The sequence below is a fragment of the Lelliottia sp. F153 genome (assembly GCF_002870005.1).
Taxonomy (GTDB): Bacteria; Pseudomonadota; Gammaproteobacteria; order Enterobacterales; family Enterobacteriaceae; genus Enterobacter; species Enterobacter nimipressuralis.
In genome coordinates, this window is the sequence record NZ_PKFT01000003.1 from 465483 (window position 1) to 484017 (window position 18535).

Annotated in this window: 22 protein-coding genes, 1 tRNA gene and 1 rRNA gene; 13 read left to right on the top strand and 11 right to left on the bottom strand. The window is 54.4% G+C overall.

All coding sequences use genetic code 11. The features are described 5' to 3' along the window. Nucleotide 1: 1 nt before the first annotated feature. The 4 genes from frdC (at nucleotide 2) to F153LOC_RS11900 (ending at nucleotide 2565) form a co-directional block, all read left to right on the top strand. A complete protein-coding gene (gene frdC / locus F153LOC_RS11885; protein WP_100777909.1) occupies nucleotides 2-397 on the top strand; it encodes a fumarate reductase subunit FrdC in 396 nt (131 codons plus the stop codon). A 10-nt stretch (nucleotides 398-407) separates the two neighbouring features. Next, complete coding sequence (gene frdD / locus F153LOC_RS11890) at nucleotides 408-767, top strand: fumarate reductase subunit FrdD (protein WP_102104428.1); 360 nt, start codon at nucleotides 408-410, stop codon at nucleotides 765-767. Between the two features lie 60 nt (nucleotides 768-827). Then, nucleotides 828-1970: a CMY2/MIR/ACT/EC family class C beta-lactamase gene (ampC, locus tag F153LOC_RS11895; RefSeq protein ID WP_102104642.1), complete on the top strand. Its 1143-nt coding sequence runs from the start codon at nucleotides 828-830 to the stop codon at nucleotides 1968-1970. A 64-nt stretch (nucleotides 1971-2034) separates the two neighbouring features. Continuing rightward, nucleotides 2035-2565, top strand: a complete 531-nt coding sequence (locus F153LOC_RS11900; protein ID WP_100777911.1) for a lipocalin family protein — start codon at nucleotides 2035-2037, stop codon at nucleotides 2563-2565. Here F153LOC_RS11900 and sugE read toward each other — a convergent pair. Further along, on the bottom strand, nucleotides 2562-2879 hold the full coding sequence (gene sugE, locus F153LOC_RS11905) for a quaternary ammonium compound efflux SMR transporter SugE (RefSeq protein WP_100777912.1): 318 nt from the start codon (nucleotides 2877-2879) through the stop codon (nucleotides 2562-2564). The genes F153LOC_RS11900 and sugE overlap by 4 nt on opposite strands. A gap of 263 nt (nucleotides 2880-3142) precedes the next feature. Here sugE and F153LOC_RS11910 point away from each other — a divergent pair, with 263 nt between their 5' ends. Next, nucleotides 3143-3742 (top strand): LuxR C-terminal-related transcriptional regulator, encoded by a 600-nt coding sequence (locus F153LOC_RS11910; RefSeq protein ID WP_100780775.1) that lies wholly within the window; start codon nucleotides 3143-3145, stop codon nucleotides 3740-3742. Nucleotides 3743-3782: 40 nt separating this feature from the next. Here F153LOC_RS11910 and ecnB read toward each other — a convergent pair whose 3' ends face one another. The 3 genes from ecnB to efp form a co-directional block, all read right to left on the bottom strand. Then, on the bottom strand, nucleotides 3783-3929 hold the full coding sequence (ecnB, locus tag F153LOC_RS11915) for a lipoprotein toxin entericidin B (protein WP_100777913.1): 147 nt from the start codon (nucleotides 3927-3929) through the stop codon (nucleotides 3783-3785). 110 nt (nucleotides 3930-4039) lie between these two features. Then, nucleotides 4040-4171, bottom strand: a complete 132-nt coding sequence (locus F153LOC_RS11920) for an entericidin A/B family lipoprotein (protein ID WP_100777914.1) — start codon at nucleotides 4169-4171, stop codon at nucleotides 4040-4042. A 58-nt stretch (nucleotides 4172-4229) separates the two neighbouring features. Beyond that, complete coding sequence (efp, locus tag F153LOC_RS11925; protein ID WP_095280459.1) at nucleotides 4230-4796, bottom strand: elongation factor P; 567 nt, start codon at nucleotides 4794-4796, stop codon at nucleotides 4230-4232. A gap of 41 nt (nucleotides 4797-4837) precedes the next feature. Between efp and epmB the strand changes: the two genes are divergently transcribed. Continuing rightward, nucleotides 4838-5866 (top strand): EF-P beta-lysylation protein EpmB, encoded by a 1029-nt coding sequence (epmB, locus tag F153LOC_RS11930; RefSeq protein WP_102104427.1) that lies wholly within the window; start codon nucleotides 4838-4840, stop codon nucleotides 5864-5866. 111 nt (nucleotides 5867-5977) lie between these two features. Here the strand turns inward: epmB and F153LOC_RS11935 are convergent, their stop codons facing one another. The 3 genes from F153LOC_RS11935 to F153LOC_RS11945 form a co-directional block, all read right to left on the bottom strand. Next, complete coding sequence (locus F153LOC_RS11935; RefSeq protein WP_100777916.1) at nucleotides 5978-6331, bottom strand: DUF4156 domain-containing protein; 354 nt, start codon at nucleotides 6329-6331, stop codon at nucleotides 5978-5980. A 170-nt stretch (nucleotides 6332-6501) separates the two neighbouring features. Continuing rightward, nucleotides 6502-8145: a chaperonin GroEL gene (gene groL, locus F153LOC_RS11940; RefSeq protein WP_100777917.1), complete on the bottom strand. Its 1644-nt coding sequence runs from the start codon at nucleotides 8143-8145 to the stop codon at nucleotides 6502-6504. A gap of 40 nt (nucleotides 8146-8185) precedes the next feature. Then, nucleotides 8186-8479, bottom strand: coding sequence for a co-chaperone GroES (locus F153LOC_RS11945; RefSeq protein WP_003855929.1), 294 nt, complete (start codon nucleotides 8477-8479; stop codon nucleotides 8186-8188). Nucleotides 8480-8657: 178 nt separating this feature from the next. On the opposite strand from F153LOC_RS11945, the gene yjeH reads away from it, so the two are divergent. Next, nucleotides 8658-9896 (top strand): L-methionine/branched-chain amino acid transporter, encoded by a 1239-nt coding sequence (yjeH, locus tag F153LOC_RS11950; RefSeq protein WP_102104426.1) that lies wholly within the window; start codon nucleotides 8658-8660, stop codon nucleotides 9894-9896. 75 nt (nucleotides 9897-9971) lie between these two features. Here yjeH and F153LOC_RS11955 read toward each other — a convergent pair whose 3' ends face one another. Beyond that, nucleotides 9972-10442 carry an FxsA family protein gene (locus F153LOC_RS11955; protein ID WP_102104425.1) on the bottom strand — a complete coding sequence of 157 codons (471 nt, stop codon included), beginning with the start codon at nucleotides 10440-10442 and terminating at the stop codon, nucleotides 9972-9974. Between the two features lie 334 nt (nucleotides 10443-10776). Here F153LOC_RS11955 and aspA point away from each other — a divergent pair, with 334 nt between their 5' ends. The 5 genes from aspA to F153LOC_RS11985 all read left to right on the top strand — a co-directional run bounded on the left by aspA (nucleotide 10777) and on the right by F153LOC_RS11985 (nucleotide 16352). Next, nucleotides 10777-12213 (top strand): aspartate ammonia-lyase, encoded by a 1437-nt coding sequence (aspA, locus tag F153LOC_RS11965; RefSeq protein WP_100777921.1) that lies wholly within the window; start codon nucleotides 10777-10779, stop codon nucleotides 12211-12213. 115 nt (nucleotides 12214-12328) lie between these two features. Next, nucleotides 12329-13630, top strand: a complete 1302-nt coding sequence (locus tag F153LOC_RS11970) for an anaerobic C4-dicarboxylate transporter (RefSeq protein WP_100777922.1) — start codon at nucleotides 12329-12331, stop codon at nucleotides 13628-13630. 111 nt (nucleotides 13631-13741) lie between these two features. After that, entirely contained in the window at nucleotides 13742-14065 is a 324-nt protein-coding gene (gene cutA, locus F153LOC_RS11975; protein ID WP_102104424.1) for a divalent cation tolerance protein CutA, read from the top strand. Next, the gene (locus F153LOC_RS11980) at nucleotides 14041-15729 is read left to right on the top strand and encodes a protein-disulfide reductase DsbD (RefSeq protein ID WP_102104423.1); all 1689 of its coding nucleotides are present in this window, start codon (nucleotides 14041-14043) and stop codon (nucleotides 15727-15729) included. Before cutA ends, F153LOC_RS11980 begins: the two co-directional genes overlap by 25 nt. Before the next feature lie 47 nt (nucleotides 15730-15776). Then, nucleotides 15777-16352 (top strand): transcriptional regulator, encoded by a 576-nt coding sequence (locus F153LOC_RS11985; RefSeq protein ID WP_102104422.1) that lies wholly within the window; start codon nucleotides 15777-15779, stop codon nucleotides 16350-16352. Here the strand turns inward: F153LOC_RS11985 and F153LOC_RS11990 are convergent. Then, nucleotides 16349-16939 carry a LysE family translocator gene (locus F153LOC_RS11990; protein WP_102104421.1) on the bottom strand — a complete coding sequence of 197 codons (591 nt, stop codon included), beginning with the start codon at nucleotides 16937-16939 and terminating at the stop codon, nucleotides 16349-16351. The two genes, F153LOC_RS11985 and F153LOC_RS11990, sit on opposite strands and share 4 nt — an antisense overlap. A gap of 36 nt (nucleotides 16940-16975) precedes the next feature. Next, entirely contained in the window at nucleotides 16976-17821 is an 846-nt protein-coding gene (locus F153LOC_RS11995; protein WP_158238460.1) for an AraC family transcriptional regulator, read from the bottom strand. Between the two features lie 170 nt (nucleotides 17822-17991). Here F153LOC_RS11995 and F153LOC_RS12000 point away from each other — a divergent pair. Next, nucleotides 17992-18067: transfer RNA gene (locus F153LOC_RS12000), tRNA-Phe, on the top strand. A gap of 346 nt (nucleotides 18068-18413) precedes the next feature. Here the strand turns inward: F153LOC_RS12000 and rrf are convergent. After that, nucleotides 18414-18529 (bottom strand): 5S ribosomal RNA (gene rrf, locus F153LOC_RS12005). Between the last annotated feature and the right edge of the window lie 6 nt (nucleotides 18530-18535).

Here is an 18535-nt window from a genome sequence, read left to right on the forward strand (position 1 = left end):
GATGACGACTAAACGCAAAGCCTACGTGCGGCCAATGCCAGCCACCTGGTGGAAGAAACTGCCGTTTTATCGCTTCTATATGCTGCGTGAAGGCACGGCGGTTCCCGCGGTCTGGTTCAGCCTTGAACTGATGTACGGCCTTTTCGCGCTGAAGCACGGCCCGGAAACCTGGGCCAGTTTTGTGGGCTTCCTGCAAAACCCGATCGTGGTGATCCTGAACCTGATCGTGCTCGCCGCCGCGCTGCTGCATACGAAAACCTGGTTTGAGCTGGCGCCGAAAGCAGCAAACATCATCGTGAAAGGCGAGAAAATGGGACCGGAGCCTGTCATTAAAGGGCTTTGGGCGGTGACTGCAGTGGTGACTGTGGTCGTTCTGTTTGTGGCACTGTTCTGGTAAGGAGGCCTGAGTGATTAATCCCAATCCAAAACGCTCTGACGAGCCGGTATTCTGGGGCCTGTTCGGTGCAGGCGGCATGTGGAGCGCCATCGTCGCACCGGTCATCATCCTGCTGGTAGCGATCTTGCTGCCGCTGGGGCTGTTCCCTGGCGATGCGCTGGGCTACGACCGCGTGTTTGCGTTCGCCAGCAGCTTTATTGGCCGCGTGTTTATCTTCCTGATGATTGTTCTGCCGCTTTGGCTGGGGCTGCATCGCATCCACCACGCCATGCATGACCTGAAAATCCACGTGCCAAATGGCAAGTGGGTGTTCTACGGTCTGGCAACCATTCTGACGGTTGTCACCCTGGTTGCTATCGTCACAATTTGATATTGTGCGTCTTCATCCGGCCCGCCCTTCCGGCGGGCTTTTTTTATGGAAGATGCTCAGATGAAAAAATCACTTTGCTGTGCGTTACTGCTCAGCGCGTCATTCTCAACGCTCGCGGCACCCGTGACAGACAAACAGCTGGCCGACATCGTTAACCGCACCATTGCCCCGCTCATGCAGGAGCAGGCTATCCCAGGGATGGCGGTCGCGGTGATTTACCAGGGCAAACCTCACTTCTTCACCTGGGGTAAAGCCGATATAGAAGCTAACCGCCCCGTCACTCAGCAAACCTTGTTTGAACTGGGTTCCGTGAGCAAAACCTTCACCGGTGTGCTGGGCGGCGATGCCATCGCGCGCAGCGAAATTCGCCTGAGCGATCCTGTGACAAAATACTGGCCTGAGCTGACGGGTAAGCAGTGGCAGCACATTAACCTGCTTCATCTGGCGACCTACACGGCGGGTGGTTTGCCGTTGCAGGTGCCTGATGACGTGACCGATCGGGCTGCCTTGCTGACGTTTTATCAAAACTGGCAGCCACAGTGGTCGCCCGGCGAAAAGCGTCTTTACGCGAACGCCAGCATTGGCCTGTTTGGTTCGCTTGCGGTCAAACCCTCCGGTATGAGCTTTGAACAGGCCATGACCACGCGCGTACTCCAGCCGCTGAAACTTAATCACACCTGGCTGACCGTACCTGAGAGCGAACAGCAGCATTACGCCTGGGGCTATCGCGACGGCAAAGCGGTTCACGTTTCGCCTGGCCAGCTAGATGCAGAAGCCTACGGCGTTAAAACCACGATTGAGGATATGGCGAGCTGGGTGCAGGCCAACATGAATCCGGCAACCGTAAGCGATCAAAAACTGCAGCAGGGCATTACGCTTGCTCAATCGCGCTACTGGCAGATCGGTGAGATGTATCAGGGCTTAGGCTGGGAAATGCTGAACTGGCCGGTGAAGGCGAAAACGGTGGTGACCGGCAGCGATAATAAAGTGGCGCTGGCGCCGGCCACTGCGGTGGAAATTAATCCGCCTGCGCCTGCCGTGAAAGCATCATGGGTACATAAAACCGGATCCACCGGCGGATTTGGCAGCTACGTGGCCTTTATTCCGGAAAAAGATCTCGGCATCGTGATGCTGGCGAATAAAAGCTATCCCAACCCAGCTCGTGTAGATGCCGCGTTCCGTATTCTTGACGCGCTCCAGTAACCTTTTGTCCCGCATTTTCCTTGCTGTCATCTACACTTAACAAAAAAACAGCAAGGAAACTTCTATGCGCATTTTGCCTGTTATCGCCGCGGTGACAGCCGCGTTTTTAGTTGTGGCCTGTAGTTCCCCTACCCCGCCGAATGGCGTCACCGTAGTTAATAACTTTGATGCACAGCGTTATCTCGGTACCTGGTATGAAATCGCCCGTCTCGATCACCGCTTTGAGCGCGGGCTACAGCGCGTCACTGCGACCTACAGCACCATGGATGACGGCGGCATTCAGGTCATTAATAAGGGATATAATCCAGAGCGTGGAATGTGGCAGCAGACGATCGGCAAAGCCTACTTTACCGGCGACCCGAGCAGAGCCGCGCTGAAAGTGTCGTTCTTTGGCCCGTTCTACGGCGGCTATAACGTGATTGCGCTGGATCGGGAATATCGCCATGCGCTGGTCTGCGGGCCGGATCGCGACTATCTGTGGATACTCTCACGCACACCGACCATTTCTGACGAAATGAAAAAGCAAATGCTCGATGTCGCGACCCGACAAGGGTTTGATGTGTCAAAATTAATCTGGGTTGAACAGCCGCATTAATGGGTGCTGAGTTTAAGCCCAATAATCCCCGCGACGATTAACGCGAGGCTGGCGATACGCGCCGGACTCGCGGATTCCCCCAGCAGCAGAATGCCGGTAATTGCCGCACCGACTGCGCCAATCCCCGTCCACACGGCATAGGCTGTTCCCACGGGCAGCGTGCGCATCGCCCAGGAGAGCAGTGCAATACTGACAATCATCGCGGTGACGGTAATGATGCTGGGCGTGAGGCGCGTAAAACCGTGGGTGTATTTCAGGCCAATGGCCCATACCACTTCCAGCAAACCGGCGATCAAAAGAATTATCCAGGACATATCAGGCTCCTTAACTTAAATAACAGTCTGGGGCCGTCCCCGGTGAGAGAAGCGCTTGCAGGTCGTCCCGCAAGGCTGAGTTGAGAGGCCTATTCTGCGCAAGATGTGATTTTTTTTCAATCTGTTTGCTGAATGTAAGTAAAAGCCTGAAATAGCCTCAGTATGCAACGGAGTTCCATCATTTATCACTCATCGGACTTCCCTATGATGGTGTGCTTTCTGATGGCAGAAAGCCGAACCCGTTGCCTGATGCGAAAAAAAACATGTTTAAAATTCTCTTGATTGACCGTTGTCACTTCACCCGCTCAGGGTTTGCAGCATGGCTCAATCATTCAGGTCTGTTCCCCGGCTCTTTTATGGTCACCGGCGTTAACAACCTGTTCCTTGCCAGGGAGCATATCCTGCAATGGAACCCTACGCTGATTATTGCTGACTTAAATAGTTTTACTCAGGATATGGGTGATATCCAGCAACTCTCCTCACTGCTCATTGCCAGCGAGACGCGGCCTTTTATTTTGCTGCAATCCAGCGAAAAAACGGACATGTCGCAATATATAAAACAGTTCCCGCTGTGGGCCTCACTGTGTAAAAACACACCGCTCTACACGCTGGCGACGGTGATTAATGACGCCCTGAGTTCCTGTGCCAGCTATGAGATACCGCAAATTGCGACGCCGCTCCTGACCCGACAGGAAGAGAAAGTATTAGCACTGTGGATGGAAGGCGCCAGCAATCAGAAAATTGCCGGTAAACTGAGTATTAACAGTAAGACGGTCTACACCTACAAACGGAACATCCGTATGAAGCTGCATATGGATACGCGGTTTTCACCGTTTTTGACACTTCAGGACGTTGCAAGCTGACGGTACGGTGGCAGTTCCGTACCGTCCGTTAACACCGCTATTAATTCTGTGCTTTCGTTGCTGCACCGGAAATAGCGTTACCGCCGCTTTGGATATCTTCACCCACGCCACGCGTGGTGTTGCATGCGGTTAATACTGAGGAAAGCACCAGTACAGAAAAGATCGCTGCAATTGTTTTCTTAACCATAATATATCTTCCTTTTATAGCCAATGTTATTTGTGTATAGCCACTTAAGGATAGACAAAATCCCGCCGGTCGACGGAAAAGGACGTATTTTTTCGGAGTTTTAGAAGTGATTAGCTGGCCGCGTGGGAAATAACATGGCCCAGATCTTTAATATCCTCGCCGACACCACGTGCGGTATTGCACCCGGAAAGGATCGCGCTGGAGAGCACCAGCATCAGCAGAATTTTAACGGTACGTTTCATCATCCCTGCCTGAATCAATCAGGCGCAGCAGACGCTGCGCCTCAATCATTTACATGAATTACTTCACGCGGGATACGTATTCGCCAGAGCGAGTATCCACTTTGATCACTTCGCCAATCTGAACGAACAGTGGAACTTTAACCACTGCGCCAGTGGACAGCGTTGCTGGCTTGCCACCAGTCCCTGCGGTGTCACCTTTCAGGCCTGGATCGGTTTCAATGATTTCCAGCTCAACGAAGTTAGGCGGAGTCACGCTGATAGGCTGACCGTTCCACAGGGTCACGATGCATTCAGCCTGATCCAGCAGCCATTTCGCGTTGTCACCAACGGCTTTCTCGTCAGCAGCCAGCTGCTCGAAAGTTTCGTTGTTCATGAAGTGATAGAACTCGCCGTCGTTGTACAGGAAGGTCAGGTTCATATCGACCACGTCAGCGCCTTCAGCGGAGTCGGTGGATTTGAAGGTTTTCTCAACACGGGTACCGGTCAGCAGGCGACGCAGCTTAACGCGCGCAAATGCCTGGCCTTTACCTGGTTTAACGAATTCGCTGGCTTCAACCGCATACGGTTCGCCGTCCATCATGATTTTAAGACCAGCACGAAAATCGTTGCTATAGTAAGTCGCCATAAGGCCCTCTGAAAATTGTTAACTGGTAGCTAAGCCACAAAATGGCGCATATTGTAACCCTAAATACCCCGTCCAGAGAAGATTGGTTATCGCAACTTGCCGATGTAATCACCAGTCCTGATGAACTGCTGCGTCTATTGAATATAGACACGGATGAAAATTTGCTCGCCGGTCGTGAAGCAAAACGCCTCTTTGCCCTGCGCGTTCCGCGTGCGTTTGTCGCGCGTATGGAGAAAGGCAACCGCGACGATCCGCTTCTGAAACAGGTACTTACCTCGCAGGATGAGTTCGTGACAGCGCCGGGCTATAGCACCGATCCGCTGGAAGAACAGAACAGCGTGGTGCCGGGCCTGCTGCATAAATACCTCAACCGTGCGCTGCTGCTGGTGAAAGGTGGCTGTGCGGTAAATTGTCGTTATTGTTTCCGTCGCCACTTCCCGTATGCCGAAAATCAGGGCAATAAGCGCAACTGGCAGGTGGCACTGGACTACATTGCCGCCCATCCGGAGCTGGATGAGATCATCTTTTCCGGTGGCGATCCGCTGATGGCGAAGGATCATGAGCTGGACTGGCTGCTCACGCAACTCGAAGCGATCCCGCACATCAAACGGTTACGCATTCACAGTCGTCTGCCGATTGTGATCCCCGCGCGCATCACAGATACCCTGGTTTCGCGCTTCGAACAGTCGCGACTGCAAATCCTGTTGGTGAATCATATTAACCACGCCAACGAGATCGACGACGCATTTCGTTCGGCGATGGTTCGTCTGCGCCTGGCGGGCGTGACCTTGCTAAACCAGAGCGTGCTGTTGCGCGGCGTGAATGATAACGCACGTGCGCTCGCCGATCTGAGCAATGCGCTGTTTGATGCGTCGGTTATGCCTTATTACCTGCATGTGCTGGACCGCGTTCAGGGTGCGGCGCATTTCATGGTGAGCGATGAGGAAGCCCGGCAGATTATGCGGGAGCTGCTGACGCTGGTATCAGGCTATATGGTGCCGAAACTGGCGCGAGAAATTGGTGGTGAGCCGAGCAAAACGCCGCTGGATTTGCAGCTACGTCAGTCGTAAAAAGCGGATGGCGGATGGTCAAAACAAAACGGCAACCGGTGTTGCCGTTTTTTGTTTGTAGCCTCTGCGATAAACAGAGGGTTCAGGTGAGGACATTAGCCCGCACGAGACTCAGTTCGGGCACTTATAGACCTGGCCGTTCATGGAACTGGCCGTCGGGACAAAGCTCGACAGAATGCCTTGCGACGGGCTGCTCACACCGTAAATGACGTTGCCTCCCATTGCCGCCGCCTGGTTACGCAGCGCATTCGCGGCACCACGCATTGAACCGCCTTCGTCACCGTGCTGACCCGACATCCAGTTACTCTGCTCACCGGTTGCCGAACCTAACAGCTGACACTCGCTGCCCGGCTTATCTTCCACAAAGCGAACGCCCTGACCCGCCGAGGAGAGCTCATTACTGGAGCTACAACCTGCCAGCAGCAACGCTGCCCCTACGATCCCTGCACAGACTTTAACGCGCATGTTATTCCCCGTTTGCAATAAGCTGGACAAGAGTTGTCCGTGTGTAAACCTTATACTAAAAAGATGAACAAAAGAAAAACCCCCAGACATTTCTGCCTGGGGGTATTTCAATTCTGGGAGGGTTACGCCCTACGCATTCTGGTTACAGAACGATGCCGGGCGTAGGGCAATTACATCATGCCGCCCATTCCACCCATACCGCCCATGCCGCCTGCGCCTAAGTCAGGAGCATCGCCTTTAGGCAGGTCGGTCACCATGCATTCGGTGGTGATCATCAGACCCGCTACAGATGCCGCGTACTGCAGAGCAGAACGGGTAACTTTAGTTGGGTCCAGGATACCGAAGTCGATCATGTTGCCGTATTCTTCAGTTGCTGCGTTGTAACCGTAGTTACCTTCGCCTGCTTTCACGTTGTTCGCCACAACAGACGGCTCTTCACCGGCGTTGGACACGATCTGACGCAGTGGGGCTTCCATTGCGCGCAGCGCAACTTTAATACCCACGTTCTGGTCTTCGTTCTGAGCAGTCAGGCCAGCCAGTTTAGCGGCAACGCGAACCAGCGCAACACCACCACCCGCAACCACGCCTTCTTCTACCGCAGCACGGGTTGCGTGCAGGGCGTCATCAACGCGCGCTTTTTTCTCTTTCATTTCAACTTCGGTAGCAGCACCGACTTTGATTACTGCAACGCCGCCTGCCAGTTTCGCTACGCGCTCCTGCAGTTTTTCACGGTCGTAGTCAGAGGTCGCTTCTTCGATCTGCTTACGGATCTGAGTAACACGGCCCTGGATTGCGCCTTCGTCACCCACGCCATCGATGATGGTGGTGGTGTCTTTGTTGATCACAACGCGTTTCGCCTGACCCAGGTCTTCCAGAGTCGCTTTTTCCAGTTCCATACCGATTTCTTCAGAAATCACGGTACCGCCGGTCAGCGTTGCGATGTCCTGCAGCATTGCTTTACGACGATCGCCGAAGCCAGGTGCTTTAACCGCAGCGACTTTCACGATGCCACGCATGGTGTTAACCACAAGCGTTGCCAGTGCTTCGCCTTCAACATCTTCAGCGATGATAACCAGTGGTTTACCGGCTTTCGCAACGGCTTCCAGCACTGGCAGCATTTCACGGATGTTGGAGATTTTTTTGTCAGCCAGCAGGATGAACGGGCTTTCGAGTTCAACAGCGCCGGTTTCTGGCTTGTTGATGAAGTATGGGGACAGGTAGCCGCGGTCGAACTGCATACCTTCTACTACGTCCAGTTCGTCTTCCAGACCGGTACCGTCTTCAACGGTGATCACGCCTTCTTTACCGACTTTGTCCATCGCTTCAGCGATCAGTTTACCTACGGTTTCGTCGGAGTTAGCGGAGATAGTACCCACCTGCGCAATCGCTTTAGAGTCGGAGCATGGTACGGACAGGGCTTTCAGCTCTTCAACAGCGGCGATAACCGCTTTGTCGATACCGCGCTTCAGGTCCATTGGGTTCATGCCCGCAGCAACAGCTTTCAGGCCTTCAGCGATGATCGCCTGAGCCAGCACGGTCGCGGTGGTGGTACCGTCACCTGCAGCGTCGTTCGCTTTAGAGGCAACTTCTTTCACCATCTGCGCGCCCATGTTTTCGAATTTGTCTTCCAGTTCGATTTCACGTGCAACGGAAACGCCATCTTTAGTGATGGTTGGTGCGCCGAAGGATTTATCCAGCACTACGTTACGGCCTTTCGGGCCCAGGGTCACTTTAACTGCATCTGCCAGTACGTTTACGCCGCGCAGCATTTTCACACGAGCGTCGTTACCGAATTTTACGTCTTTAGCTGCCATGTTCTTATTTCCTCAAATTCGTTCAGTATCGTTTCGCGGATTACGCTTCAACAATTGCCAGGATGTCGCTTTCGGACATGATCAACACTTCTTCATTGTCGATCTTCTCGGATTTCACGCCGTAGCCATCGTTGAAAATCACGATGTCGCCAACTTTAACGTCCAGCGGTTGCACTGTACCGTTTTCCAGGATGCGGCCCTTACCGACAGCGATGATTTCGCCACGAGTTGATTTGGCTGCTGCAGAACCGGTCAGTACGATGCCGCCTGCAGATTTGGTTTCAACTTCTTTACGCTTGACGATCACACGATCATGTAACGGACGAATACTCATTGATAGCTCTCCTTCGAGAAAGTCATTATCAGTTATGGAAGACGCCGGGCCGTAAAAGGTTTACCGACTGGTGCCCTGAGAGATGGGGGTCGGATTTTGCCCCTTCAAGGGGCAGTCGAAAAAAAATTTGTGAAAGTGTTACCATCGCCTCTCTTTTGATGGTGGCAGGACGAAGTGAATGAGTGGACTCAAACAGGAGTTGGGGCTGGCGCAGGGCGTTGGTTTGCTCTCCACCTCCTTGTTAGGTACCGGCGTTTTTGCCGTGCCCGCACTGGCGGCTCTGGTGGCAGGAAATAACAGTCTGTGGGCGTGGCCGGTGCTGATCGTGCTGGTTTTTCCGATTGCGATTGTCTTTGCGACGCTCGGCCGCCATTTCCCCAGCGCCGGTGGCGTGGCGCATTTTGTCGGCATGGCGTTTGGTCCACGGCTGGAGCGCGTCACCGGCTGGCTTTTCCTGTCGGTCATCCCTGTAGGGCTTCCTGCTGCTCTGCACATCGCCACCGGTTTTGGTCAGGCGCTGTTTGGCTGGCATGACGAACAGCTGCTGCTGGCGGAGCTGGGGACACTGGCGATCGTCTGGTGGGTCGGATCTCGCGGCGCCAGTTCAAGTGCCAATCTGCAAACGTTGGTCGCCGTGCTGATTGTCGCGTTGATTGCGGCGATCTGGTGGGCGGGCGATATCCAGGTGAGCGCGATTCCGTTCCCGGCGATCGCAGATGTCGAGCACACACAACTTTTCGCCGCGCTTGCGGTGATGTTCTGGTGTTTTGTCGGGCTGGAGGCGTTCGCGCATCTGGCGTCAGAGTTTAAACAGCCGGAGCGAGATTTCCCGCGCGCGCTGATGATTGGCCTGCTGCTGGCGGGGACCGTTTACTGGGCCTGTACGGTGCTGGTGCTGCATTTCAATGCGTATAGCGCCGACATGGCTGCAGCCGCTTCGCTGCCAGGGATCGTGGTGCAACTCTTTGGCGTCAAAGCCTTGTGGATTGCCTGCGTGATTGGCTATCTCGCCTGCTTCGCTAGCCTCAATATTTATATTCAGAGCTTCGCCCGCCTGGTGTGGTCCCAGGCGCAGTATAAGCCGAACAGCCGCCTGTCACGCCTGTCAAATCGCCAGTTACCCCTTAACGCGCTAAACGCGGTGCTGGGCTGTTGCGTGCTGAGCACCCTGTGTATTTATGGGCTGAATATCAATCTCGATGCGCTGATCGTCTATGCGAACGGCATTTTTATCATCATTTATCTGCTGTGCATGCTGGCAGGATGCCGGTTGCTGAAAGGACGATTTAAAGTGCTGGCGGTAGTCGGCGGCGTGTTGTGTTTGCTGCTGCTGGTGATGGTTGGCTGGAAGAGTTTGTACGCTTTGGTGATGCTGGCAGGGCTGTGGATGTTCTTGCCGAAACGAAGCGTGCTTTAAACGCCGGATAGCGCTGCGCTTATCCGGCCTGCAAGAGATTAGGCCCGGTAAGCGAAGCGCCACCGGGCACACCTGTCAGCGGTCGTCGTTATGATCGAGGCGGTCGCGCTGATCGTCCTTGCGCTGAAACTCCCCGTCAAAGGTCTCTCCATTTCCCGGCCCAGTGCTGAAACCGCCGCCAGGCATGCGGTTAAAACGCAGATGCGGTAGCAGTCTCATGGTCAGAAGTTTTTGCACCGGTGGCAACAGCAGTAACAGGCCAAGGAAATCGGTGAAGAACCCCGGCAGAATCAGCAGCAGGCCCGCAAGAATCAGGGACACGCTTTTGATCATCTCGGCTGCCGGGCTTTCCCCCGCCGCCATCTTCTGCTGCATTAACAGGAAATTTTTGAAACCCTGATTGCGCACCAGCGACATCCCAATTACGGATGTGAAGATGACCAGGATCAGCGTCAGCAGGACGCCCAGCACGTGGGCGACCTGGATAAAAATAGAAATCTCGATGTAAACATAGAGAAAAATGGCAATAAAAGGTATCCAGCGCACTGGTTTCTCCTGTGTGGCAGACGCCTCTGGCCTCTGTCTGAATGTGTTTGCGAGTCGCGTCTTTCTGAGATGGAGACGGTTAGCCAAATTTCAATCGGTTTGCACGGATATTTTTTCTGGAAATATTCAAGCGGTGATTCATTTCACAGATTAATAATTATCATGAGATGAGGGCGATAATAAGTGATCCAGATTACGGCAATTCGCTATCATCAGCATATGATCTCGAGTATCTGGCTGATTGAGGGAATAATCGTCGGTCAGCAAATATTGAAAACCACATATCTACTGTGTGTTTAGTACAATCCATCGGCCGCTTTAAAAGAAGGTTCACATGTTAAACAACATTCGTATCGAAGAAGATTTGTTGGGTACCAGGGAAGTTCCAGCGGATGCCTACTACGGTATTCACACTCTGAGAGCGATTGAAAACTTTTACATCAGCAACAACAAAATCAGCGACATCCCTGAATTTGTACGTGGCATGGTGATGGTGAAAAAAGCCGCAGCACTGGCAAACAAAGAGCTGCAAACCATTCCGAAAAGCGCTGCAAATGCCATCATCGCCGCCTGCGATGAAGTGCTGAACAACGGCAAATGCATGGATCAGTTCCCGGTTGACGTCTATCAGGGCGGTGCGGGGACCTCCGTCAACATGAATACCAACGAGGTGCTGGCTAACATCGGTCTTGAACTAATGGGCCACCAGAAAGGTGAGTACCAGTACCTCAATCCAAACGACCACGTTAACAAGTGCCAGTCTACCAACGACGCCTACCCGACCGGTTTCCGTATCGCCGTGTACGCCTCTGTGGTGAAACTGATCGACGCGATTAACCAGCTGGGCGATGGCTTCCAGCGTAAAGCCGTTGAGTTCCAGGACATTCTGAAAATGGGCCGTACCCAGCTGCAGGATGCCGTGCCGATGACCCTCGGCCAGGAGTTCCATGCCTTTAACGTGCTGCTGAATGAAGAGACCCGCAATATCCTGCGTACCTCTGAGCTGCTGCTGGAAGTGAACCTTGGCGCCACCGCCATCGGTACGCGTCTGAATACCCCAGACGGCTATCAACAGCTGGCGGTGCAAAAACTGGCGGAAGTGTCCAATCTGGCGGTTGTTCCGGCGGAAGACCTGATCGAAGCGACCTCCGACTGCGGTGCCTACGTGATGGTGCACAGTGCGCTGAAACGTCTGGCAGTGAAACTCTCCAAAATCTGTAACGACCTGCGCCTGCTCTCCTCCGGTCCACGCGCTGGCCTGAACGAAATCAACCTGCCAGAACTGCAGGCCGGTTCGTCCATCATGCCAGCTAAAGTGAACCCAGTTGTGCCAGAAGTGGTTAACCAGGTGTGCTTCAAAGTCATCGGCAACGACATTACCGTGACCATGGCCTCCGAAGCGGGTCAGCTGCAGTTGAACGTCATGGAGCCAGTGATTGGCCAGGCGATGTTTGAGTCTATTCACATTCTGACCAACGCCTGCTACAACCTGCTGGAAAAATGCATTAACGGCATCACGGCGAACAAAGCCGTGTGCGAAAGCTTCGTCTACAACTCCATCGGTATCGTCACTTACCTGAACCCGTTCATCGGCCACCATAACGGTGACATCGTCGGGAAGATTTGTGCCGAAACCGGTAAGAGCGTGCGCGAAGTCGTCCTTGAGCGTGGACTGCTGACAGAGGCTGAGCTGGATGATATCTTCTCGGCGCAGAACCTGATGCACCCGGCCTACAAAGCGAAGCGTTATACCGATGAAAGCGAACAATAACAGTTCGGGTTAAACTTCCGAAAGGCACGTCACTTGTGACGTGCCTTTTTGCTTTTATAGGACATCACAAAAATAACATTTACGTATCCAACAACTAACATTCAAGGAAGCGATTATGATTGTCATTGAGCTGATTATCGTTTTAGCGGCGATTTTCCTCGGCGCCAGGCTAGGAGGGATTGGTATCGGCTATGCCGGAGGTTTGGGCGTGCTGGTTCTGGCAGCCATTGGTGTCGCACCGGGTAAAATCCCGTTTGACGTTATCTCCATCATCATGGCGGTGATTGCAGCCATCTCGGCCATGCAGATTGCGGGTGGCCTGGATTATCTGGTTAATCAAACGGAAAAACTGCTGCGCAAAAACCCGAAATACATCACCATTCTCGCGCCGGTCGTGACCTACTTCCTGACGATTTTTGCCGGTACCGGCAACATCTCTCTGGCAACGCTGCCGGTTATTGCCGAAGTGGCGAAAGAGCAAGGCATTAAGCCGTGCCGCCCACTGTCGACTGCTGTGGTGTCCGCGCAGATTGCGATTACCGCCTCGCCGATTTCTGCCGCAGTGGTCTATATGTCATCAGTAATGGAAGGCCATGGCGTTAGCTATATTCATCTGCTCTCCGTGGTGATCCCATCGACGCTGCTGGCTGTGCTGCTGATGTCGTTCCTGGTCACTATACTGTTTAATTCCAAACTTTCTGACGATCCGGTGTACCTGAAACGTCTGGAAGAAGGTCTGATCGAACTGCGCGGTGAAAATAAAGTTGAGATCAAACCGCGCGCGAAACTGTCGGTGCTGCTGTTCCTGCTGGGCGTGGTCTGCGTGGTGATTTATGCCATCGTTAATAGCCCAAGTCTCGGCCTGGTGGCAACACCGCTGATGAATACCACCAACGCGATCCTTATTATTATGCTGAGCGTCGCGACCCTGACCACCGTGCTGTGCGGCGTGGAAACGGACAGCATTCTCAGCTCCAGCACCTTCAAAGCCGGAATGAGCGCCTGTATCTGTATCCTCGGCGTGGCGTGGCTGGGTGATACCTTCGTTTCCCACAATATCGACTGGATTAAAGAGACCGCAGGTACCGTGATTCAGGGCCATCCGTGGCTGCTGGCGGTGATTTTCTTTGTGGCTTCCGCGCTGCTGTATTCTCAGGCTGCGACGGCGAAAGCGCTGATGCCGATGGCGCTGGCACTGAACGTGTCGCCACTGACCGCTGTGGCCTCTTTCGCTGCCGTTTCTGGCCTGTTTATTCTGCCAACCTATCCGACGCTGGTCGCGGCCGTGCAGATGGACGATACCGGGACGACGCGCATCGGACGCTTCGTCTTTAACCATCCGTTCTTTATTCCGGGCACGATGGGCGTGGTGTTTGCCGTGTGCTTCGGTTTCCTGATCGGTAGCGTGATTCTTTAAGCTTTCGGTGTTGTAAAAATAGTTAAAGTCGGGCCGCTCAGCGGCCCGATTCATTAATGCCCTCAGGCTCAGCGTGATATAGTGATTTTTTCGCGATGAGGAGGTCGAGTAGTGAATACACCTGACGCTGTCGTTGTACTGTGTACCGCCCCCGATGAAGCCACTGCCCAGGAGCTTGCCGCCAAAGTGCTGGCAGACCAGCTCGCTGCCTGTGTGACGATCCTGCCTGGCGCTACCTCGATGTACTACTGGGAAGGCAAGCTGGAACAGGAGTACGAAGTGCAGATGCTGTTGAAAACCAACGTCTCGCATCAGCAAGCGCTTCTCGACTGCCTAAAGTCTCATCATCCATACCAGACCCCAGAACTGCTGGTGCTGCCAGTGGTTCACGGCGATAACGATTATCTCTCATGGCTCAACGCTTCCTTACGCTGATCCTGCTGCTGTGCAGCACATCAGTTTTTGCCGGGTTATTCGACGCGCCCGGCCGCTCTAATTTCATTCCCGCCGACCAGGCGTTTGTCTTCGACTTCCAGCAGAATCAGCACGATCTCAATCTGACCTGGCAGGTCAAAGAGGGCTATTACCTCTACCGTAAGCAGGTGAGCATTACCCCAGCTCGCGCGACCGTCGGCGAGCCGCAGCTGCCCGCAGGCGAATGGCACGAAGATGAGTTCTATGGCAAAAGCGAAATCTACCGCCATCGGCTGACGGTGCCGGTCACGGTAAATCAGGCCAGTTCGGGCGCCACGCTGACGGTGACATACCAGGGCTGCGCCGATGCAGGTTTCTGCTATCCGCCAGAGACCAAAGTGGTACCGCTGAGCGAAGTGCAGGCGTCCCCTGCACCTTCAGCCCCCATAGTTGAAACGGGTGATACGAGCGCTAAGCTGCCCTTCTCCGCGCTGTGGGCGCTGTTGATCGGTATTGGTATCGCCTTCACGCCCTGTGTCCTGCCGATGTATCCCCTGATTTCCGGCATCGTCCTCGGCGGCAAACAGCGTTTATCCACCGCCCGTGCGCTGCTGCTGGCCTTTATCTATGTTCAGGGGATGGCGCTGACATACACCGCCCTTGGCCTGATCGTGGCCGCAGCAGGGCTTCAGTTCCAGGCGGCGCTCCAGCACCCTTATGTGCTCATTGGGCTGTCGGTGGTCTTTACCCTGCTGGCACTGTCGATGTTTGGGTTATTCACCTTGCAGCTGCCGTCGTCACTGCAAACACGCCTGACGCTGATGAGCAACCGTCAGCAGGGCGGTTCTGCTGGCGGCGTCTTTGCAATGGGCGCCATTGCCGGGCTGATCTGTTCCCCCTGCACCACCGCGCCGCTCAGCGCCATCCTGCTCTACATCGCTCAGAGCGGGAACATGTGGTTTGGTGGCGGGACGCTCTATCTTTATGCACTGGGCATGGGGCTGCCGCTGATTCTGGTCACCGTCTTTGGCAACCGTCTGCTGCCGAAAAGCGGTCCGTGGATGGAAACCGTGAAAACGGCGTTCGGCTTTGTGATTCTGGCACTGCCGGTATTCCTGCTCGAACGTGTGATTGGTGATGTCTGGGGAGTGCGTCTGTGGGCGCTTCTGGGTGTGGCGTTCTTCGGCTGGGCATTTATTACCAGCCTGCAGGCGCAGAAGCCGTGGATGCGAATCGTGCAAATTATCCTGCTGGCCGCCGCACTGGTGAGCGTACGTCCCCTTCAGGACTGGGCGTTTGGTTCCCCAGGCGTACAAACTCAGGCGCATCTTAGCTTTACTCAAATCAGTAACGTTGATGAGCTGAACGCCGCCCTGGCGCAGGCCAAAGGCAAACCCGTGATGCTCGATCTCTACGCCGACTGGTGCGTGGCCTGTAAAGAGTTTGAAAAATACACCTTTAGCGATCCGCAGGTGCAAAACGCGCTGAAAAATACCGTTCTGCTGCAGGCCAATGTGACGGCCAATAACGTGCAGGACAAGGCTCTGTTAAAACAGCTCAACGTGCTCGGCCTGCCGACTATTTTGTTCTTTAATGAGCAAGGAGAAGAGCAGCCTGCCGGGCGCGTGACGGGATTTATGGATGCCGCAGCGTTCAGCGCGCATTTGCGCGATCGCCAACCGTAAACGACACTGTTAACGGGAGAAACCGTTAGCATTGGGAGGAGAAAACCGTGCAACGTGAAGACGTACTGGGACAAGCCCTGCAATTACTTGAGGTTCAAGGGATCGCCAGCACCACGCTTGAGATGGTTGCCGAACGCATCGATTATCCTCTGGATGAGCTTCGCCGCTTCTGGCCCGATAAAGAAGCGCTGCTGTACGACGCCCTGCGCTATCTGAGCCAGCAGGTGGATATCTGGCGCAGGCAGTTAATGCTTAACGAAGAGCTGACGGACGAGCAGAAAATACTGGCGCGTTATACGGCCCTCGCGGATTGCGTTCGCAACAAACGCTACCCGGGCTGCCTGTTTATCGCCGCCTGCACTTTCTATCCTGATCCAGGGCACCCGATCCATCAGCTGGCGGATCAGCAAAAAAGCGCGGCGCACGACTTTACCCATGAGTTGCTCACCCGACTCGAAGTCGACGATCCGGCAATGGTCGCGCGGCAGATGGAGCTGGTGCTGGAAGGTTGCCTGAGCCGTATGCTGGTCAACCGCAGCCTGGCCGACGTCGAGACGGCGCACCGTCTCGCGGAAGATATCCTGCGTTTTGCGCAGTGCCGTATGGGTGGCGCGCTGACTTAAGCCAGCATGCCTGCCCACGCAGAGAAAAGCAGGCATAGCGCCATTACGCGTTGAAAGCGCACCATCGCTACGGTGGTGCGAAACACCCGATTTACCGCCTTTCCCAGCCACGCCCAGCACATCAGACACGCTATCGAAATGATTAAGAACCAGAGCGCCATCAGCGCCACATCTCGCAGGGCATGCTCACCATCCGGCGCAAACAGGCTCACGACGGCCAACGCCATCATCCATGTCTTTGGATTAATTACCTGTAACAACGCTGCCGCACGTGCCGTAAAACGGTGATGCGAGCCATGTGACAGGTTTGCCGCTGGCGCGCTGAATAACTGCCAGCTCATCCAGCTTAACCACAACACGCCAGCCCAGCTCATCACCTGACGAATCAGCGGGTACTGACGCAACACTTCCCCGGCTCCCGCGCCAGAGATCAGCACGATGGCACTGGCCGCCATACAGCCGCTGACAAGGGCGGGAATCGTCGCCTTCACCCCGTAGTGCTGGCTGTTGGTCAGAACAAGGATATTGGTTGGGCCAGGCGTTATCGAGGCGACAAAAGCAAACAGCAGAAACGGCATCACGTTCACAGGTAGCTCCTTATTATTGGAGCTCTGACTGTGCCGCTATTTTCTGGAAACGTCTGGAAGGTTTGTGCACAACTTTCGGTAATGGGCAGGGGTGATGCGATAGGCCCGCTGGAACCAGCGTCCAAGATGGCTCTGATCGGCAAAACCCAGCGATGCAGCGACATCCACCGGCAAATCTCCACGTGCCAGCATCTGACGGGCTTTGGCGAGCCGAAGCTGGATAAGCCAGGCGTGCGGTGCCAGATGGAACTCACGTTTGAAACAGCGCGTCAGCGTAAAGCGATCGGTTCCCGTCTCGCGCGCAAGATCAGACAGCCCGAGATTTTCGCCCATATGCGCATACAGATAGTCACGCGCCCGATGTGCCACCGCTGCGCTTTGCAGCTGCGAAGGGAGCCTTTTGCGCCAGTGGCAATGGGAAGTGATCTGCGCCAGCATGTGATCCATCGTGCTTTGCTGGACAATTTTCATCTCATCCTGATGCAGCGCATTAAACGTCTCACCGATGGTGCGAACCAGCTGCGGCTCACGCGTCAGGGTTTGCGCGAAATGGAGTGAATAACTACCGGGCGTGGATTCGTATAGCCCGTGCAGCGTGTTGTTCAGCCACTGTTCGTCCAGATAGAACGTCAGATAGGTAAAGCCGCCCTCGACCGGGGCATCGCCATCATGGATTTCACCGGGTTCAAGCAGAAAGGCATCTCCCGGCTGGCTCTGGTGACGCTCGCGGCGGCAATGGAACTGCTGAGTGCCAGAAAGCGTAATGCCCACCAGATAGCTGTCGTGCCAGTGTGGGTCGAAAGCATGGCCTTCGAAGTGTGCCTTAATGGTTTCAATACCTGTGTCTGCATGCTGACGTAGCTCAAGCCAGTCGTTCGCCATATCGCCCTCCTCTGATCTGTCAGCATTGCTATTTAGCACCCCCATTGTCTGGAAGATTTGTGCAATTTCGCGGTGCAAACGGACAGATTGCCGTAAAGTTAAGCAGTTGAACAGCTTTTCCTGAATTAGGGTTGACGACCATCCGGGATTAAGGTTTAATGCGCTCCGTTGCCCGGATAGCTCAGTCGGTAGAGCAGGGGATTGAAAATCCCCGTGTCCTTGGTTCGATTCCGAGTCCGGGCACCACTATTTAGAAGAACCAGCCTACGGGCTGGTTTTTTGCTTTTGGGGATTCGGTAGATTCTGGCCGTTTCATTCAACTTTATGGATTGCTTCCCCCACAGTCCTAACACCTCTTTTTTCAGCAGCATTCCGCTCGAATTCCACTACTCGACTTACTTTTTCACGCTTATAGCGGCGCTATAAGAGGCTGACTCTTTGCATAGAAGGGGTTTGATGCGATTGAGGAGGGTAATTCGTGACTGGATCGAAGGCCGATAACCGGGCTGTTGTGCCGGTCCGGGATTAATTTTGTATAAAGACAAAAACGCAAAAAGGCCATCCTTCCGGATGGCCTCTTCACTTAATTGATGCCTGGCAGTTCCCTACTCTCACATGGGGAGACCCCACACTACCATCGGCGCTACGGCGTTTCACTTCTGAGTTCGGCATGGGGTCAGGTGGGACCACCGCGCTAAAGCCGCCAGGCAAATT

What these genes read in the sequence shown, in the direction of transcription:
- frdC (WP_100777909.1), top strand. Translation starts at nt 2, where the DNA reads ATGACGACTAAACGCAAAGCCTACGTGCGGCCAATGCCAGCCACCTGG.
- ampC (WP_102104642.1), top strand. Translation starts at nt 828, where the DNA reads ATGAAAAAATCACTTTGCTGTGCGTTACTGCTCAGCGCGTCATTCTCA.
- F153LOC_RS11900 (WP_100777911.1), top strand. Translation starts at nt 2,035, where the DNA reads ATGCGCATTTTGCCTGTTATCGCCGCGGTGACAGCCGCGTTTTTAGTT.
- sugE (WP_100777912.1), bottom strand. Translation starts at nt 2,879, where the DNA reads ATGTCCTGGATAATTCTTTTGATCGCCGGTTTGCTGGAAGTGGTATGG.
- F153LOC_RS11910 (WP_100780775.1), top strand. Translation starts at nt 3,143, where the DNA reads ATGTTTAAAATTCTCTTGATTGACCGTTGTCACTTCACCCGCTCAGGG.
- ecnB (WP_100777913.1), bottom strand. Translation starts at nt 3,929, where the DNA reads ATGGTTAAGAAAACAATTGCAGCGATCTTTTCTGTACTGGTGCTTTCC.
- F153LOC_RS11920 (WP_100777914.1), bottom strand. Translation starts at nt 4,171, where the DNA reads ATGAAACGTACCGTTAAAATTCTGCTGATGCTGGTGCTCTCCAGCGCG.
- efp (WP_095280459.1), bottom strand. Translation starts at nt 4,796, where the DNA reads ATGGCGACTTACTATAGCAACGATTTTCGTGCTGGTCTTAAAATCATG.
- epmB (WP_102104427.1), top strand. Translation starts at nt 4,838, where the DNA reads ATGGCGCATATTGTAACCCTAAATACCCCGTCCAGAGAAGATTGGTTA.
- F153LOC_RS11935 (WP_100777916.1), bottom strand. Translation starts at nt 6,331, where the DNA reads ATGCGCGTTAAAGTCTGTGCAGGGATCGTAGGGGCAGCGTTGCTGCTG.
- groL (WP_100777917.1), bottom strand. Translation starts at nt 8,145, where the DNA reads ATGGCAGCTAAAGACGTAAAATTCGGTAACGACGCTCGTGTGAAAATG.
- F153LOC_RS11945 (WP_003855929.1), bottom strand. Translation starts at nt 8,479, where the DNA reads ATGAGTATTCGTCCGTTACATGATCGTGTGATCGTCAAGCGTAAAGAA.
- yjeH (WP_102104426.1), top strand. Translation starts at nt 8,658, where the DNA reads ATGAGTGGACTCAAACAGGAGTTGGGGCTGGCGCAGGGCGTTGGTTTG.
- aspA (WP_100777921.1), top strand. Translation starts at nt 10,777, where the DNA reads ATGTTAAACAACATTCGTATCGAAGAAGATTTGTTGGGTACCAGGGAA.
- F153LOC_RS11970 (WP_100777922.1), top strand. Translation starts at nt 12,329, where the DNA reads ATGATTGTCATTGAGCTGATTATCGTTTTAGCGGCGATTTTCCTCGGC.
- F153LOC_RS11980 (WP_102104423.1), top strand. Translation starts at nt 14,041, where the DNA reads ATGGCTCAACGCTTCCTTACGCTGATCCTGCTGCTGTGCAGCACATCA.
- F153LOC_RS11995 (WP_158238460.1), bottom strand. Translation starts at nt 17,821, where the DNA reads ATGGCGAACGACTGGCTTGAGCTACGTCAGCATGCAGACACAGGTATT.